Origin of the sequence: Blastococcus sp. PRF04-17, assembly GCF_023016265.1 — a bacterium.
In the GTDB taxonomy this organism is placed as follows: Bacteria; Actinomycetota; Actinomycetes; order Mycobacteriales; family Geodermatophilaceae; genus Blastococcus_B.
On the sequence record NZ_CP095412.1, the window covers coordinates 4,431,553 to 4,447,316 of the forward strand.

Sequence of the window (15,764 nt, forward strand, 5' to 3'; positions counted from 1 at the left end):
CAATTCCTACTGATCGGTAGGACGCCGGTCGCGGTGGACAACGGGGGAGGACGGCGCGACCCTCTGGCCATGAGCGAGAGCCCGTACGCCATCCCGGAGGAGCAGCTGGTCAGGACGGCGCGGGTGCCGGTCGCCGAGCAGGTCGAGATCCAGGCCGAGCCCCGCCCGGACGCCTCGGTGTGGGAGGGGCCGAACCCGTACGGGGACGGCGCCGGCGGGGACGTCGACGGTGACTGAGGACGACCACCGGTTCGCCGAGCTGCTGGCCGCCGTCTCCCCGGAGGTGGCCGCGCTCGTCCGCGCCGCCGACGACCTCGTCCGCCGCACCGATCCCGCGGTCGTGCGGGTCGTCTGGGCGCACCAGCGGACCGTCGGCTACGGGGTCGGCCCGAAGAAGATGTCGGAGCACTACGCCTACCTCGCGGCGCACCCGAAGCACCTCAACCTGGGGTGCAACTACGGCGCGCACCTCGACGACGGTGGTCTGCTCGGAGGAACGGGCACGAACATGCGGAAGATGACCGTCCGCACCGTCGAGGACCTCGAGGACCCCCGGCTCGTACCCCTGTTGCGCGCCGCTCGGGAGGAACGGCTCACCGCGCTCGGGCGGAGCTGAGGCCGGTCGTCAGCGCGGCGGCAGCGCCTTGGTCTCGCGCTTGTTCCAGCCGATCGCGGCTGTCGCGACGAAGAAGAGCAGGCCCACGACCGTCAGCCAGAACAGACCCTTGACGACCGCGCCGACCACGGAGATCACCAGCCAGACGACGAGCAGCAGTCCGAGGAAGCGCAGCACGGGTACCTCCTTGTCGGCGGGCGGTCGACCCCAGCGTAGGCCGCCCGCCGCCACGGAGATCAGCAGCCGACGCCGGGGATCAGCGGCCCGAGGGCGTCGAACCCCTCCCCGTCCCGGTCACCGGCGCATCCGGATCCCGGTGTCGAAGCGGGCAGGTGCGTCCAGGCCCGCGTCGGGGGAGACGCCCACGCCGAGCCGGGAGACCAGTTCGCCGCCGAGCCAGCCCGTGGCCACCGCCAGGAGCGCGCCGGCCAGGGACAGAAGGAAGGCGAGCGTGGTCGGCGCGTACCCGGGCTCGGCGCCGCGCAGCAGCCAGCTGACCGCGAACAGGACGACGACCACGACGATGCCGATGCCGTGGAGCGCGCCGATCCGGCGGGCACGGCTGCCGGTCGGGATGGCCAGGTAGTCGATCGCGCCGAAGACCGCTGCGAGCAGCCCGCTGAGCACCCCGGCGGCGATCATGTAGTAACCGGCGACCGAGAAGTCGTCGTTGTCGGTCAGCAGGCGCAGCACGTCGAACACGACCGCCGTGGCCAGCAGGCCCAGCGGGAAGACGATCAGCTGCTGGTGGATCGGGTGACCGGCGGCCTTCGCGGAGCTCTCCATGTCTCCTCCTCGTCGAGGAACGGGTGGCATCTGTACCACCAACATATGTTTGTCATACACCTGGTTGCGGCTCGGCGAAACCCGAGGCATCCCGCCCTGCGAGGGCAGTGGGTGGCCGGGTCCTGCAGGATCGCCCCATGGGTTACCGCGCGGCCGACGACCGCTACGACTCGATGACCTACCGGCGGTGCGGGCGCAGCGGCCTGGACCTGCCCGCCATCAGCCTCGGCCTCTGGCACAACTTCGGGGACGACGTCCCGTTCGACCGGCAGCGCGACATCCTGCGGCGGGCCTTCGTCCTCGGCGTCACGCACTTCGACCTGGCGAACAACTACGGCCCGCCGTACGGCTCGGCCGAGACCAACTTCGGGCGCCACCTGGCCGACGACTTCGGCCCGTACCGCGACGAGCTCGTGATCTCGACCAAGGCCGGCTACGACATGTGGCCCGGCCCCTACGGGCAGGGCGGCGGGGGCCGCAAGTACGTGCTGTCGAGCCTCGACCAGTCGCTGGCGCGGATGGGCCTGGACTACGTCGACATCTTCTACTCGCACCGCCCCGACCCGACGACGCCGCTCGAGGAGACGATGGGGGCGCTGCACTCCGCCGTCCAGGCGGGCAAGGCGCTCTACGTCGGCATCTCGTCCTACTCGCCGCAGGACACCGCGAAGGCGGCCGCGATCCTCACCGACCTCGGGACGCCGCTGCTCATCCACCAGCCGTCGTACTCGATGCTCAACCGCTGGATCGAGACCGAGGGGCTGCTGGACACCCTCGAGGAGGTGGGCGCCGGCTGCATCGCGTTCTCGCCGCTCGCCCAGGGGATGCTCACGGCCAAGTACCTCGACGGGGTCCCCGAGGGTTCGCGGGCCAGCCAGGGCAAGTCGCTGTCGACCGAGCTCCTCACCGAGGAGGCGCTCCGTCGCATCCGCACGCTCGACGACATCGCGCAGAACCGCGGCCAGAGCCTGGCGCAGATGGCGCTGGCCTGGGCGCTGCGCGATCCGCGGATGACCACGGTGCTGATCGGTGCCAGCAGCGTCTCCCAGCTCGAGCAGAACGTCGGCGCGCTGGGCAATCTGTCGTTCGACGACGACGAGCTGCGGGCCATCGACGAGCACGCCGTCGACAGCGGCATCGACCTGTGGGAAGCACCCCGGACCGCCTGACACGAGGGGATCGCATGCGAACGGACGAGGTCGCCGGCGTCGCTCGCCTGGCCGGGACGGCACTGCGCGGCGGAACCCGGCGCATCGCCGAGCTGCACCAGGGCATCGCCGACCGGGCTTTCGCCGCGGTCGGGCCGGTGGCGCAGCCGGTGAAGGTGGTCCACGACGCGGTCGCCGCGCTGAGCTACGCGGGCGTCCGGACCGGCCTGGGCGCGGGGGCGTGGGCGGCCGGCACGGCGGCGGCGCTGCGGGCCGATGGCACCGACCTCGACGCGGTCCGCGCCGGGCGGGTCGCCCAGGCGATCCTCAACGGGGCGCACGGCGACCTGCTGCGCAGCGAGGCGCCGTCCCTCGCGCTGGACATGACCGTCCGGGTCGCCGGCCGGGCCGTCCCGGTCGAGCGCGACGCGCTGCGTGCGGCCTTCCCCGACGGCACGGACCGGATCGCGGTCTTCGTCCACGGTCTCACCGAGACCGAGGCGTCCTGGTGCTACGGGGCCGGGCGCCGCGGCGAGCCGGGCAGCACGTTCGGCGCCCGGCTGCGGGCGGACCTGGGCCTGACGCCGGTGTACCTCCGCTACAACACGGGGCTGCACATCTCCGACAACGGCCGGGCCCTCGACGACCTGCTGGCCGCACTGGTCGACGCCTGGCCGGTCGACGTCGCCGACGTCGTCCTGATCGGACACTCCATGGGCGGGCTGGTGGCCCGCAGCGCCCTGCACCGGGCGGGTGGCGGCACCGAGGAGGCCCACGGCTGGACGCGCCTGGTCCGGGACACCGTCACCCTCGGGACACCGCACCTCGGCGCACCGCTCGAGCGGGCCGTCCACCGCCTCGCCGGCCGGCTCGCACGGCTGCCGGAGACCCGTCCGCTCGCCCGCCTGCTGAGCCTGCGCAGCGTCGGCATCAAGGACCTCCGTCGCGGAACGCTCGTGGAGGGCGACTGGACCGACCGGGACCTCGACGCGCTGACCCCCGGGCCGCACACCTCCGTGCCGCTGCACGACGGCGCTCGGCACTTCGTCGTCCTGGCGACGCTGAGCCGCAACCCGTCCGGCCGGCTGGCCGACCTCCTCGGCGACCTGCTCGTGCCGCCGCGCAGCGCCTGCGGCGACACGGGGGACGACGACCGGCTGGCCTTCCCGCCCGACCACGTGCACCGCCTCGGCGGCCTCAACCACTTCGACCTGCTCAACCACCCGCGCGTCTACGAGCGGATCCGCGCCTGGCTGGTCGACCGGCCGGAGGGCCCGCGCCCCGCGCAGCCGTGATCGGGAACGGATCCGTCCGTGCGCCGGGCGGAACCTCGGGTGATCCTCGGCGTTGATCTTCTCGACGACGATGGAACGAGGTGGCAGGGCACCGTGGCCGACACTGCCGAGCAGGAGCAGAACATCCTCCGGCGGCTCATCGAGTGGCGGGTGGGGGCCGCGATGGAGCCGCACCCGCCGAACGAGACGCTGCTCAAGCTCCAGCAGCCCGTCACCGACCTGCTCGACAAGTACTGGTTCCGGCTCGACATCAGCGGCTTCGAGCGCGTGCCCGACCGGACGTGCCTGGTGGTCGGCGTCCACTCCGGCGGCGCGCTCACGATGGACGCCTGGACGCTGGTCAACGCCTGGCAGCGGCACTTCGAGGGCAAGCGGCCGCTGCACGGCACAGCGCACGACGTCCTCATGGCCAGCCCGGGGCTCGGTGACTGGTTCCGGGCGATGGGCGTGCTCGCGGCCAATCCGAAGAGCGTCGGCGCGGCGCTGGCCCGCGGCGAGGACGTCGCCGTGTGGCCCGGCGGGGAGGTCGACGCCATGCGCAGCTGGCGCAAGCGCGACGTGGCGGTGCTCGGCGGTCGCACCGGATTCGTGAAGCAGGCGATCCGGTCCGGCGTGCCGATCCTGCCGGTGGCCACGGTCGGCGGCCACGACACGGTCTTCGTGATCTCGGAGGGCAAGTGGCTGGCCAACGCGCTGGACAAGGTCCTCGGGCTGAAGAAGACGCTGCGCGGGGCCAACCTGCCGATCATCGCCGGCTTCCCGTTCCCGATCGCGATCGAGGTGCTGCCCGCACACGTGCCCCTGCCGGCGAAGATCCGCACCGAGCTGCTCGACCCCATCGAGGTCGACGACGACCCAGAGCGCGCCGAGGACACGGCGTACGTCCAGAAGATCTACGAGCAGGTGCGGTCGGAGATCCAGGCCGGGATGGACCGCCTGGCCGCGCAGCGGAAGCTGCCGGTGCTGGGGTGATCGCCGGGTCGACGGCGCCGGTGATCGTTTGGCAGGCTGGTCGTCTGACCTGCGAGGGAGCCGGACAGGGAGTGCGCGGATGACGACGACCGAGGGACTGCGGGCCGAGCGCTGGCTGGCCGAGCACCGGGACGGCGCCGCCGCCGCCGACGCGCTGGAGTTCTTCGACTCGCTGCCCGCGGTGGCGCTGGGCGAGCTGACCGGCCGGTGGCGGGGCAGCGGCCTGCACACCGGGTCGCGGCTGGACGGGCTGCTGGAGGCCTACGGCTGGTACGGCAAGGAGTTCTCGGGCGTGGAGTCGGTGCACCCGCTGCTGTTCCGCACCCGGAGCGGGCAGCCGCGCCCCGTGGACCCGGCCATGATCCCGCTGCGGCTGCTGCGCGACTACGCGGCACTGGCCAAGCTCCGGTTCGTCGCGACGGCGTTCGGGGGCGTCCGGCCGCTGCTCCACACGAACCGGCCGACCGCCCGGCTGCGCACGATCGAGCACCGGGGGGTGCGGACCGCGGCGATGATCTACGACGCGCTGCCGATCATCGACGTCTTCCGGCGGGCGGGCGACGACGTCCTGCTGGGGGCGATGGACATGCGCGGGCTGCCGGAGCCGTTCTTCTTCGTGCTGCACCGGGACGGCCCGGTCGGCTGACCGACGGAGGGCCGCGCCGCCGAGGGGGCTCCTGGCCGCCGGGAACCATCCAGCGGCCAGGAGACGTGCCGGGAGCCCGCCTCAGACGCCCGCCACGGAACGCTCGGCGACGGGGTGCTCGGCCACGGGGTGCTCGGCCATGACGGTGTCGCTGAACTGATCCGCGTGCCAGCGGGCGGCGTCGTGCGCCATGCCCTGGGCGTTGAGGAAGTGACCCCGCGCGATGTGCGCGTGGTGGGCGGCCTGGACGTGCTCACCCCGCGCGGAGTGCGTCGCGGCCTCCCGGTAGTGGCGGACCGCCCGCTCGAGCTCGTCGGCGGCCCTCGTGTACTGGTCCTGGGACAGGTCCTGGGTCATTCGTCCACACCTTCCAGTCGCTCGCCCCGGCGGGGCGGGAGGCCCGACGCTATGAGCGGCCGACGAGCGAGGGCAGGGGCAGACTGCACAGACCGGACGACCGCTTCTGTGCGCACTGTCGATGAGACCGGTGCGCGGCAGGGAGCGGTCACCGCCGGCGGAAGGCCGTGGCGCCGAGGAGCACCACGGCGCCCAGCGCGACCAGCTGCAGCACCGGTGCCGCCATGGGCAGGAGGACCAGGAGCCCAGCGCCGGCCGCCGCCCCGGCGACGAGCCCGACGAGGATCTCGATGCTGTGCCGGACCTCGCGGACGCCGCGACCTGTCGCCAGTCGCATCACGACCGTGGTGAGGGTGCCGGTCAGGTAGGTCGTGGACATGCCGCTGACGCCGAAGCGCTGGACCGTGCTGCTCTGGATCCCGAGCGCGGCGGCCAGCGCGAACAGCAGGAGCAACGCGACCACCGTCCCCGGTCGTGCGCCCGTGAGCCACCAGCCCACGGCGTAGCCGATCAGCAGGACCAGTTCGACGGAGAGGGCCAGCGTCACCGGCCGGGGCCAGACCCGGTCACCGGGCGTCGGCAGTCCGGCCAGTCGGGCGCCCAGGGCCGCGCCGGCGCAGAACGCGACGATGGCACCTCCCGACGCGATCGCGAGCTCCCCGTCCGCGGTGCTGGCGGAGACGCCCAGGATGACCAGGTTCCCGGTCATGACGCTGGTGAAGGCGCCGCCGAGAGCCATGAGGCCGATGGCGTCGGTGGCGCCGCTGACGACGGCGAGGGTGACCACGAGCGACTGGCGCAGGCGCAGCGCTCGCCGGTGGTGGCGGTCCTCCGTCGCGCCCGGTCCGGCGGTCGGTGCGGTCGTGGCGGCGGGAGGAGGGGCAGGGGGGCCAGGCACGCTTGCAGGATCCCTGCCGGCCTGTCCGGACAGCGCTGGTCCATGTGCACACGCAATTGCAGCGAACGTGTGCAGGATGACCGTCGGGCAGGCCGGAGTGACGCACCTAACTTGGACGCCACAAGCCCCAGCCCACGCGTCACCAGGGAAGGCCCTCCATGACCGCCACGCTCAACCCCACCACCGAACTGCTCAGCCACGACGAGTTCCGCACCGCTCTGCAGGACGCGATCAAGGGCCGCGAGGCCAAGAACGCCTCCTTCAGCAAGGCCTGGGCCGACGGCAAGCTCGAGCGGCACCACTTCGCCCGCTGGGCCGAAAACCACTACCAGTACGTCGGCCCCTTCGCCGACTACCTGGGCATCGTCTACGCGAACACCCCGGACACCATCACCGAGGCCAAGGACTTCCTGCTCCAGAACATGTACGAGGAGGAGCTGGCCGACATCCGCCACACCGACCTGCTGATCCGCTTCGGCGAGGCGTGCGGGACGACCCGGGAGCGGATCGAGGACCCGAACAACGCCAACGCCGTCACCCGGGGCCTGCAGGCCTGGTGCTACGCGACGGCGCTGCGCGAGCACTTCGTCGTCGCCACGGCCGCGCTCGTGGTCGGTCTGGAGTCCCAGGTCCCCGAGATCTACAAGAAGCAGATCGTGCCGCTGCGCGAGACGTACGGCTTCACCGAGGACGAGATCGAGTTCTTCGACCTGCACATCACCTCCGACGTCGTCCACGGCGAGCGCGGCTACCAGATCGTGCTGGAGAACGCGAACACCCCCGAGCTGCAGCAGCGCTGCCTGCAGTTCGTCCGGTGGGGCGCCGAGATGCGCTACAGCTACACCCGCTCGCTCTACGACACCTACGTCGCCCCCGACCTCGAGGGCACGCAGGCCTGAGCGCCGGCTCCGACTCGGGGTGCCGGGCGCAGGGCGCCCGGCACCCCGTGCCGTCTCTGCGGCCTCAGCGCTGCCTCGCTGCCCGCACCACCACGAGCGGAGATCTCCCGTGAGCGAGCCAACCACCACCTCCCCGGCAGCCGGCGTCGACCAGCCGGCCGCGGGCCAGTCCTGGGTGCACGTCGCCGAGATGAAGGACCTGGCCCGCCGCAGGCGCAAGCAGGTCGACGTCGCCGGCTGCCCCGTGGCCCTCTTCCTGGTCGACGGCGAGGTGTTCGCCGTGGACGACACCTGCATCCACCAGGAGCGGTCGCTGGCGAAGGGCACCCTGCTCGGCGGCCAGGTCATCTGCCCCGGCCACCAGTGGAAGTTCGATCCGCGCACCGGGGAATCGGAGGACCAGGACGGCCGGCTGGCCACGTACACGGTGCAGGTCACCGAGGAGGGTGCGGTGCTCGTCGACCCCCGTCCGGCGACGCCCCGAGAGGCCACCACGTCCGAATCCGCGACGCACCCGGCCGGGCGGTGACACCGATGACAGAGCAGACGGTCGTCGTCGTCGGAGCCGGTCACGTCGCAGCCTCCGCCGCCCGTGCTCTGCGCCGTCGCGGCTTCGCCGGTCCCGTCGTGCTCGTCGGCGACGAACCGGTCGGGCCCTACCAGCGGCCGCACCTGTCCAAGGAGCGCCTGGCAACCGGCGGGGACGACGGCCTCTGGCTGCTCACCCCCGCGTGGTGCGAGGCCAACGACGTCATCCTCCGCACCAACAGCCCGGTCGATCGGATCGCCGCCGACACCGGCTCGGTCCTGCTCGCCGACGGCTCCGCGATCCCCGCCGACGTCGTGGTCCTGGCCACCGGTGGGCGCCCCCGCCGCCTCCCCGGCGTCGAGGGGGAGCGGGTCCACCACGTCCGCACGCTTGCCGACAGTGACCGGCTGCGCGAGCGGCTGACCGCGGGACGCCGGATCGGCGTCCTCGGCGGCGGCTTCCTCGGCAGCGAGGTCGCGGCCGCCGCCCTGGGTCACGGCGCGGAGGTCGTCGTCTTCGACCGCGACCCGGTGTTGCTCGCCCGCGCCATGGGCGTCGACATCGGCGCCGCCCTCACCGGTCTGCACCAGCGGCGCGGCGTCGACCTGCGCCTCGGCCGGGCCATCAGCGAGATCCGCTGCGGCACCGACGGCGTCGTCGTCGTCACCGAGGGCGGCAGCCAGACCGTCGACGAGCTCGTGGTCTGCATCGGGATCGAGCCCAACACCGACGTCGCCGTCCGGTCCGGGCTGGCGGTCGGCAACGGCGTCCAGGTGGACGCCCAGGGCCGGACCTCGCTGCCGAACGTGTACGCCGCCGGCGACGTCGCGGCCCACGACCACCCGCTCTACGGCCGGGTCCGCGTCGAGCATGTCGACGTCGCGCAGCGGCAGGCGGCCGCCATCGCGGCCACGGTGGCCGGGCGCCCCTCCACCTGCCGGGACGCGCACTGGTTCTGGACCGACCAGTACGACATCAACGTGCAGGGGCTCGGTCTGACCGGCATCCGGCCGACCGACACGCTGGTCACGCGCGGCAGCCTCGCCGAACTCGACGGCACCGCGTTCTGGCTCCGGGACGGCCACCTTGTCGGCGGCGCGTCGATCGAGCGCGGCGAGGACCTGTCGGTCGCCCGGGAGCTGATCGACCTAGGGATCCCGGTCAGCGCCGAGCAATTGGCCGACGAGTCGGTCGAGCTGGAGGACCTCCTGGACCAGGAAGAGGTGCCGGTCTGATGACCCCTCGCACGGTACGCAACCTCATCGACGGCGCCTGGGTCGAGTCGGTCACCGGCCGCACCCTGGAACGGCGGAACCCCGCCGACGTGCGGGAGGTGGTCAGCACCTTCCCCGAGTCCGACGCGAAGGACGCCGAGGCCGCGGTCTCCGCCGTCAGCGCGGGCTGGCAGGAGTGGGCCGACACCAGCCCCGAGCAGAGGGCGAAGGTGCTGGAGAGCGCCGCCGCCGTCCTGGAGCGGCAGCGCGATCAGTTGATCGTCGAGCTGGTCCGCGAGGAGGGCAAGACCAAGGCGGAGGCCACGATGGAGGTCTCCCGCACGCCGATGAACCTCAGGTACTACGCGGGCGAGGCGCTGCGGACGGCCGGGGTCACCCTGCCGACCGGCGACGGCTCCCTGCTGTTCACCCTCCGCGCGCCGGTCGGCGTCGTCGCCGCCATCACCCCGTGGAACTTCCCGCTCAACATCCCGTCCCGCAAGCTCGGTCCGGCGCTGGCGGCGGGAAACGGCGTGGTCTTCAAGCCGAGCGAGGTCACGCCGCTGCTCGGTCAGTGCCTCGTCGACGCCCTGCTCGAAGGTGGGGTACCGCCCGGCGCGATCGCCGTCCTGCACGGAGGGGCGGAAGCGGCCTCGGCCCTCGTGACCGACGAACGGGTCGACGCCGTCACGTTCACCGGTTCCACCAACGTCGGTGAGGCGATCCACCGGGCGTCGCGGGCCAGCCGACGCACCCAGCTCGAGATGGGTGGGAAGAATCCGGTCCTCGTGCTCGAGGACGCCGACCTCGACCGCGCGGCGACCCTGATCACCAAGGGTGCGTTCGGGCTCTCGGGCCAGGCCTGCACCGGAACCAGCCGCGTCATCGTCCACGACGCGGTGCACGACGCCCTCGTCGACCGCATCGCCGCCAAGGCGCGGGCCCTGCGCGTCGGCCCGGGTCTCTCCGACGGCGTCGACCTCGGGCCGCAGGCCAGCGAGCGCCAGCAGCAGTCGGTCCTCGGACACGTGGCACGGGCACTCGACGACGGCGCCCGGCTCGTCGTCGGCGGTCCGGACGACGACAGCCAGGACCTCACCGCCGGAGACCTCGCGCACGGCCTCTACGTGCGGCCGACCGTCTTCACCGACGTCGACCCTGCCTCGGAGCTGGCGACCCAGGAGGTGTTCGGCCCGGTGCTGGCGGTCCTGCGGGTCCAGTCGTTCGACGAGGCCCTGCACCTCGCCGACGCCACCCGCTTCGGGTTGTCGGCGAGCATCGTCACCCGCGACATCGGCCGGGCGATGACCTTCGCGCGACGGGTCGACGCCGGCCTCGTGAAGGTCAACCAGCCGACCACCGGCCAGGCCATGAACGCCCCGTTCGGCGGCCTCAAGGACAGCAGCACCCAGACGTCGAAGGAACAGGCCGGAGAATCGATGATGAGCTTCTACACGGCCGACAAGACCGTCTACCTGAGCGCATGACCGCCCCGGAGGAGACCTCGCCCGTGAACCCCACGCCCGTGAATCCCGCAGCCGTGAACCCCGCGTCCGACGAGGAACTCGCTGCGGCGAGCACCGAGTGCGCGTTCGTCCGAATCTGCCGTGCCGGGCAGGTACCCGACGGTTACGTCCGGCGCTTCTACGCCGACACCGAGCACGGTCAGATGGAGCTCGCCGTGGCGCGTCTGGACGGCAAGGCCTACGCGACGTCGAACTACTGCACGCATCTGGACTGCCTGCTGAGTTCGGGCAAGCTGCAGGACGACGGGATCCGCTGCTCCTGCCACAACAGCGTGTTCGACCTCGAGACCGGCGAGCCGATCCAGCCGCCGGCCACCGAGGCGATCCGCACGTACCCGGTACGCGAGGAGGACGGCCAGGTGCTGGTCGCCCTCTCCCAGCGCGACGTGATGGAGGGCGGTCCCCGCCGGCGCAAGCCGCCGTCGGTGTGATCGCGCCGGGGGAGTGGCCCGCTTCCTGGGGGCCTGTCCGGACCTCGACGCTCGCCACGGGCGGCATGGTCAGCAGCAGTTCCCCCGCGGTCAGCCAGGCCGGCGCACGCGCCCTCGTCGAAGGCGGAACGGCGATCGACGCGGCGCTGGCTATGACGGCCATGTCGTGGCTGGCGCTGCCCGGTCAGTGCGGGATCGGCGGTGACTTCTTCGCCGTCGTCCGGGAGCCGGACGGACGGGTGTGGACGGTCAACGGCAGCGGCTTCGGCCCGGACGGAGCGTCGGCCGAGGAGTACCTGGAGCGCGGCCGGACGGCGCTGCCCCTCAGCGGACCGCAGGCCGTGGCCGCGCCCGGGGCGATCGGGGCCTTGGCCGCCCTGCACGAACGAGGCGGAACGCGGGACCTGGCAGACCTCTGGGCCCCGGCCGCAGCCGCTGCCCGCACCGGCATGCCCTGCACCGCCAAGAACCGCCGGGACATCGTCGAGCACGCCGACTCGCTGGCCCGAGACCACGACCTCGCCCGCTGGCTGCTGCCGGCCGGACGGATCCCGGACGTCGGCGACCGGCTCGTGTCGCCGGAGCTGGCCGACAGCATCGAGCGGCTGGCCCGCCGCCCCGGAGCGCTCTACGAGGGCCCCGTCGCACAGCGTGCGGTGGACCTGTTGCGCGCCGGAGGCGCGCCCTTCTCCGGCGAGGAATGGCGGTTGGCCGGCAGTGTGGCCGTTGAGCCGGCGATCAGCGGGCCCTACGGCGGCTTCACCGTCCACCAGACGCCGTTGCCGTCGCCGGGCTGGATGATGCTGCAGCAGGCCGGGCTGCTCGACGGACTGCTGACGGGCCTCCCGACCTCGGGCGCGGAGTCGGTGCACCTGCTCTCCCTGGCCGCGCGACGTGCCTTCCGGGACCGGTACGAGCGGTGCGCCTCCGACAACGACGCCTGGCGAACGGTTCTCGGGGCCGACGAGCTCTCCCGGGGGCGACAGGAGCTCCTCGGCGAACCGGTGACGGCCGGGTTCCCGACCGGGATCGCGGGCGACACGACCAGTTGCGTTGCCGTGGACGCCGACGGGCGGGCGGTGAGCGCGATCTCGTCGCTCGCCTTCACCTTCGGCGCCCGGATCTCGATCCCCGGCACCGCTATCGCGCTGAACAACCGGCTCGCCCGGGGTTCCTATCTGGTCCCGGGACACCCCAATGCGCTGGCACCTCGGCGCAAGCCGCTGCACACCCTCAACGCCTGGCTCGCCACCGACGGATCAGGCCGGCTCCGGCACGTCGGCAACACCCCGGGCGGCGACGGTCAGGTGCAGTGGAACATGCAGGTGCTCTCGCACCTCGTCGACGGTGGCCTCGATCCCCAGGAGGCGGTCTCGGCCCCCCGGACCACGGTGCACCCGGGCAGTGATGCCGACGCTCTGGGGACGCCCGAGACGCTGCAGTGCGAGAGCCGGCTCGGTGCTGACGTGCTCGCAGAGCTCGTGGCGCGGGGGCACGACGTGCGCGACGTGGGGGAGTGGAACGGCGGAGGCAGCGCTCTCCTCGTCTCGGTGGATCACGACCGCGGGGTCCTGGCCGGCGCCGCCGACCCCCGGATGGACGGGGTGGCGTTGGGTGTCTGAACGCGAGGACGACGGGCGGCCGATGACCGCGGTGCCGCCCCAGGGCGCCTACGTACCGGCGGTGGTCCACGGCGGCCTGGCCTGGACGGCGGGCATGACGCCGCGCCGGCACGGTGAGCTGGTCGTCCACGGAGTGGTCGGACGAGACCTCGACGTCGCGATGGCGCGGGAAGCCGCGGGCCTCGCGGCCGACAACGCCGTCACGGCGCTCGTCGAGACGGTCGGGTTGGCGGGCATCGACCGCGCGCTCAAGATGACCGTCTTCATCGCCGCGGTCGACGGCTTCACCGCTCATGCGGCGGTGGCCGACGGTGCCTCGACCGTCCTGCGAGAGCGGCTCGGGGAGCGGGGGTCGGTGGCACGAAGCGCGGTCGGTGTGCGGACGCTGCCGTCGGGCGCCCCGGTCGAGGTGGAGCTCGTCGCCGCGGTCACGCCGCCGCCCTGATGCGCCTGCACCGGCCCGATGGCGCCGCCGCACGGCTGCACCACCGGGGCCCTGTCGGCGGATCAGGCAGGCGGGTTGGCGGCCACGTGGTCGGCGAACGCCTGCAGGGCGGCGGCGCCGACCGCCTTGTCCTGCTCACCGTTCCCGCCGCTGACGCCGACAGCACCGACGATCTGGCCCTCGTGCACGATCGGGAAGCCGCCGACGAAGATCGCGAACTTTCCGGGCAGCATGTGGGAGATGCCGAAGGCCTCGTTACCCGGCAGGGCGGGACCGTTCGGCGGCTCGTTGAACAGATGGGTGGCCCGCTCGTGCCCGGCGGCGGTGAACGCCTTGGCGATCGAGATCTCCACACCCGTCAGCCGGGCTCCGGGCAAGCGGTGCAGGGCGACGACGTTGCCCCCGTCGTCGCAGACGCAGATGGTCTGCTTCACGCCGAGCTCCTCGGCCTTCGCCCGCGCGGCCTGGAGGATCGGCAGGGCGTCGTCGAGGGTGATCCGGAAGACCTGGTGCACGAGAACTCCTCCTCCGGCGCGAGGCCGGGCCAGACGACAACCGGACTCCGCGGAACGGGAGCCGGCGACTTCCCACCCTGGGGCCTGGACGACGGCCCGAGCAATGGTGAGACTGCAGCGTCGGGCTCGCCGACCGTTGTGCACTGTGACCCGAGGAGCGCCGCTTGCCGCACGCCTACTCCGACGACGCGCTGACGCTGGCGCGCCTGCTCCAGGAGCCGGCGCTGCGCCGTGCCCGGATCCACGCCGGGCGCACCGGTGCGGTGACGAGGGTGGAATGGGTGGTGCCCTGGTCGGTCGCCGCCGACCAGGAGGACCCCCTCGGGGGGTGCTGGTGCACGCCCACGCCGCGGAGCTCGAGCGGGACCAGGTCAGCGTCACCCGGGCGGCCGAGCGGCTCGCCGCGCGCGGCGCGGCGGCGCTGTTGGTCGACGGTCACGAGACGGTCGCCGGGGACGCCGTCGCCGCCGTCCAGCTGCCCCTGGTCACCATGCCCGACCCGGTGTCCTTCGCCACCGTCAACCGGCTGGTCGCCGATCTGACGCTGGCCCGCGAGACGCACGTCCTGCGATACGGCCTGACCGTGCACCGCGCGCTGGCCGAACTGCTCTACCGGGGCGCGGAGCTGGCGGCCCTGTGCAGCCAGATGTCCCGCATGTCGCAACGGCCGGTCGCCGTCTTCGACAGCCAGGGGCAGCTCGCCGCGCTCGAGCAGCACAGGCGCACCGTCGAGCCCGCCGAGCTGGCGCGGGCCTTCGCCGAGCAGGCCGAGGCACTGGGCACCCGGGAGGCGCCCGCGGAGGTGCACCCCCGCTTCGCCGAGATCCGGGTGGGCGACCGCGAACTGGCGTGCGTCGTCACCCCGATCGTGCTCGGTGGTCGACACGACGGCTGGATCCTGCTGCTCGAGGAGAGCGACGACCCGCACCCGCACGACATCGCCGAGCACCGGGTCCTGGTCGAGCAGGCAGCGCCGATCGTCGGCACCGAGATGCTGAGGCTGCGCAGTGTGCAACGCGCCAAGGAACAGGCGCGGGGCGACTTCGTGCACGGTCTGCTGCACGGGCGGTTCGCGACACTGGAGGACATCAGTGCGCGGGCGGCGCACTACGAGTTCCCGGTGCGGTCGTGGTTCGGAGTGCTGATCGCCTCCGGCATCACCCTGCCCGGCGACGCGGATTCCCCGACCCGCCTCCAGCAGATCGCGGTGCAGGTCACCCGTCTGCTGCCCGAGAAGGAGCGGCACACCTTGGCCGCGATGGTCGGGGACGTGCTGGTCGTGGTCCGCGAGGTCGCGCGCCGGGGCACGATGGGCACACCGGAGACCGCCGTCACGACCATCTGCGACTACGCGGGAGCGCTGCAGGCCTACCTGTCCAACCGCAAGGACCAGGCCGGCCGGCCGGTGCGCGTCACGTACGGGCGGCCGGTCGTCGGGGCCCTGTCGATCCCCGACAGCTATCGCGAGGCCCGCATGGCACACGGACTGCAGCAGCGCCTCGGCCTCCCGCCGGTGTGCGGCTACCAGGAGCTCCGCGTGCACGCCGTGCTCGAGGACGTGGCCGCGAGCCGCACCGGGCGGTCGTTCGCCGCCGACATCCTCGCGCCGCTACGGGATCCCAACGTCGGTGACCTGGAGTCGGCCGTGCTCGCCTACGTGGCCAGCGGGGGCAACGTCAACGCGGCCTCCCGGGACCTGCACATCCACCGCAACACGATGCTCTACAAGCTGGACCGCGCCTCGCGGCTGCTGGGCATGGACCTGCGCCAGGCGGACAACCAGTTCGCCGTGTGGCTTGCGCACACCCTCGACCTCCTGGCCAACACGACCGCCGAGGTGGATCGGGTGGTCCGCCCGGTCTGAC

At 72.8% G+C, this 15,764-nt stretch carries 19 protein-coding genes; 14 read left to right on the plus strand and 5 right to left on the minus strand.

What is annotated here, in order from left to right; translation table 11 throughout:
- Positions 1-69: 69 nt before the first annotated feature.
- Together MVA48_RS22550 and MVA48_RS22555 are read left to right on the plus strand one after the other, a co-directional pair.
- The gene (locus MVA48_RS22550) at positions 70-237 is read left to right on the plus strand and encodes a hypothetical protein (RefSeq protein ID WP_246983941.1); all 168 of its coding nucleotides are present in this window, start codon (positions 70-72) and stop codon (positions 235-237) included.
- Positions 230-616, plus strand: a complete 387-nt coding sequence (locus tag MVA48_RS22555; protein WP_246983943.1) for a hypothetical protein — start codon at positions 230-232, stop codon at positions 614-616. The genes MVA48_RS22550 and MVA48_RS22555 overlap by 8 nt, the downstream gene beginning before the upstream one ends.
- A gap of 9 nt (positions 617-625) precedes the next feature.
- On the opposite strand, the gene MVA48_RS22560 is transcribed toward MVA48_RS22555, so the two are convergent.
- Both MVA48_RS22560 and MVA48_RS22565 read right to left on the minus strand, forming a co-directional pair.
- The gene (locus MVA48_RS22560) at positions 626-793 is read right to left on the minus strand and encodes a hypothetical protein (RefSeq protein ID WP_246983945.1); all 168 of its coding nucleotides are present in this window, start codon (positions 791-793) and stop codon (positions 626-628) included.
- Between the two features lie 117 nt (positions 794-910).
- Positions 911-1,402, minus strand: a complete 492-nt coding sequence (locus MVA48_RS22565) for a DUF2231 domain-containing protein (RefSeq protein WP_246983947.1) — start codon at positions 1,400-1,402, stop codon at positions 911-913.
- Between the two features lie 137 nt (positions 1,403-1,539).
- Between MVA48_RS22565 and mgrA the strand changes: the two genes are divergently transcribed.
- The 4 genes from mgrA (at position 1,540) to MVA48_RS22585 (ending at position 5,463) form a co-directional block, all read left to right on the plus strand.
- A complete protein-coding gene (mgrA, locus tag MVA48_RS22570) occupies positions 1,540-2,571 on the plus strand; it encodes an L-glyceraldehyde 3-phosphate reductase (protein WP_246983949.1) in 1,032 nt (343 codons plus the stop codon).
- Between the two features lie 14 nt (positions 2,572-2,585).
- The gene (locus MVA48_RS22575) at positions 2,586-3,845 is read left to right on the plus strand and encodes a lipase family alpha/beta hydrolase (protein WP_246983951.1); all 1,260 of its coding nucleotides are present in this window, start codon (positions 2,586-2,588) and stop codon (positions 3,843-3,845) included.
- Positions 3,846-3,938: 93 nt separating this feature from the next.
- Positions 3,939-4,817 (plus strand): lysophospholipid acyltransferase family protein, encoded by an 879-nt coding sequence (locus MVA48_RS22580; protein WP_246983953.1) that lies wholly within the window; start codon positions 3,939-3,941, stop codon positions 4,815-4,817.
- A 79-nt stretch (positions 4,818-4,896) separates the two neighbouring features.
- Positions 4,897-5,463, plus strand: coding sequence for a DUF4334 domain-containing protein (locus MVA48_RS22585; protein WP_246983955.1), 567 nt, complete (start codon positions 4,897-4,899; stop codon positions 5,461-5,463).
- 81 nt (positions 5,464-5,544) lie between these two features.
- Here the strand turns inward: MVA48_RS22585 and MVA48_RS22590 are convergent, their stop codons facing one another.
- On the minus strand, positions 5,545-5,820 hold the full coding sequence (locus tag MVA48_RS22590) for a hypothetical protein (RefSeq protein ID WP_246983957.1): 276 nt from the start codon (positions 5,818-5,820) through the stop codon (positions 5,545-5,547).
- A 148-nt stretch (positions 5,821-5,968) separates the two neighbouring features.
- Positions 5,969-6,718, minus strand: a complete 750-nt coding sequence (locus MVA48_RS22595) for a YoaK family protein (RefSeq protein ID WP_246983959.1) — start codon at positions 6,716-6,718, stop codon at positions 5,969-5,971.
- 158 nt (positions 6,719-6,876) lie between these two features.
- Between MVA48_RS22595 and MVA48_RS22600 the strand changes: the two genes are divergently transcribed.
- The 7 genes from MVA48_RS22600 to MVA48_RS22630 all read left to right on the plus strand — a co-directional run bounded on the left by MVA48_RS22600 (position 6,877) and on the right by MVA48_RS22630 (position 13,384).
- On the plus strand, positions 6,877-7,617 hold the full coding sequence (locus MVA48_RS22600) for a TenA family transcriptional regulator (RefSeq protein ID WP_246983961.1): 741 nt from the start codon (positions 6,877-6,879) through the stop codon (positions 7,615-7,617).
- Positions 7,618-7,726: 109 nt separating this feature from the next.
- A complete protein-coding gene (locus MVA48_RS22605; RefSeq protein WP_246983963.1) occupies positions 7,727-8,146 on the plus strand; it encodes a Rieske (2Fe-2S) protein in 420 nt (139 codons plus the stop codon).
- A gap of 5 nt (positions 8,147-8,151) precedes the next feature.
- Positions 8,152-9,381 (plus strand): NAD(P)/FAD-dependent oxidoreductase, encoded by a 1,230-nt coding sequence (locus tag MVA48_RS22610; protein WP_246983965.1) that lies wholly within the window; start codon positions 8,152-8,154, stop codon positions 9,379-9,381.
- Positions 9,381-10,847 (plus strand): aldehyde dehydrogenase family protein, encoded by a 1,467-nt coding sequence (locus MVA48_RS22615; RefSeq protein ID WP_246983967.1) that lies wholly within the window; start codon positions 9,381-9,383, stop codon positions 10,845-10,847. The genes MVA48_RS22610 and MVA48_RS22615 overlap by 1 nt, the downstream gene beginning before the upstream one ends.
- Complete coding sequence (locus MVA48_RS22620; protein ID WP_246983969.1) at positions 10,844-11,317, plus strand: Rieske (2Fe-2S) protein; 474 nt, start codon at positions 10,844-10,846, stop codon at positions 11,315-11,317. Before MVA48_RS22615 ends, MVA48_RS22620 begins: the two co-directional genes overlap by 4 nt.
- Positions 11,318-11,382: 65 nt before the next feature.
- Complete coding sequence (locus MVA48_RS22625) at positions 11,383-12,939, plus strand: gamma-glutamyltransferase family protein (RefSeq protein WP_246983971.1); 1,557 nt, start codon at positions 11,383-11,385, stop codon at positions 12,937-12,939.
- Positions 12,932-13,384 carry a RidA family protein gene (locus tag MVA48_RS22630; protein ID WP_246983974.1) on the plus strand — a complete coding sequence of 151 codons (453 nt, stop codon included), beginning with the start codon at positions 12,932-12,934 and terminating at the stop codon, positions 13,382-13,384. The genes MVA48_RS22625 and MVA48_RS22630 overlap by 8 nt, the downstream gene beginning before the upstream one ends.
- A gap of 62 nt (positions 13,385-13,446) precedes the next feature.
- Here the strand turns inward: MVA48_RS22630 and MVA48_RS22635 are convergent, their stop codons facing one another.
- Entirely contained in the window at positions 13,447-13,899 is a 453-nt protein-coding gene (locus MVA48_RS22635) for a GlcG/HbpS family heme-binding protein (protein WP_246983976.1), read from the minus strand.
- 328 nt (positions 13,900-14,227) lie between these two features.
- Between MVA48_RS22635 and MVA48_RS22640 the strand changes: the two genes are divergently transcribed.
- A complete protein-coding gene (locus MVA48_RS22640) occupies positions 14,228-15,763 on the plus strand; it encodes a PucR family transcriptional regulator (protein WP_246983977.1) in 1,536 nt (511 codons plus the stop codon).
- Position 15,764: the final 1 nt, after the last annotated feature.

Excerpts from the sequence above, each read along its gene's own strand:
- mgrA (WP_246983949.1), top strand. The coding sequence starts at position 1,540 with ATGGGTTACCGCGCGGCCGACGACCGCTACGACTCGATGACCTACCGG.
- MVA48_RS22625 (WP_246983971.1), top strand. The coding sequence starts at position 11,383 with ATGGTCAGCAGCAGTTCCCCCGCGGTCAGCCAGGCCGGCGCACGCGCC.
- MVA48_RS22610 (WP_246983965.1), top strand. The coding sequence starts at position 8,152 with ATGACAGAGCAGACGGTCGTCGTCGTCGGAGCCGGTCACGTCGCAGCC.
- MVA48_RS22600 (WP_246983961.1), top strand. The coding sequence starts at position 6,877 with ATGACCGCCACGCTCAACCCCACCACCGAACTGCTCAGCCACGACGAG.
- MVA48_RS22615 (WP_246983967.1), top strand. The coding sequence starts at position 9,381 with ATGACCCCTCGCACGGTACGCAACCTCATCGACGGCGCCTGGGTCGAG.
- MVA48_RS22590 (WP_246983957.1), bottom strand. The coding sequence starts at position 5,820 with ATGACCCAGGACCTGTCCCAGGACCAGTACACGAGGGCCGCCGACGAG.
- MVA48_RS22575 (WP_246983951.1), top strand. The coding sequence starts at position 2,586 with ATGCGAACGGACGAGGTCGCCGGCGTCGCTCGCCTGGCCGGGACGGCA.
- MVA48_RS22565 (WP_246983947.1), bottom strand. The coding sequence starts at position 1,402 with ATGGAGAGCTCCGCGAAGGCCGCCGGTCACCCGATCCACCAGCAGCTG.
- MVA48_RS22620 (WP_246983969.1), top strand. The coding sequence starts at position 10,844 with ATGACCGCCCCGGAGGAGACCTCGCCCGTGAACCCCACGCCCGTGAAT.
- MVA48_RS22550 (WP_246983941.1), top strand. The coding sequence starts at position 70 with ATGAGCGAGAGCCCGTACGCCATCCCGGAGGAGCAGCTGGTCAGGACG.
- MVA48_RS22585 (WP_246983955.1), top strand. The coding sequence starts at position 4,897 with ATGACGACGACCGAGGGACTGCGGGCCGAGCGCTGGCTGGCCGAGCAC.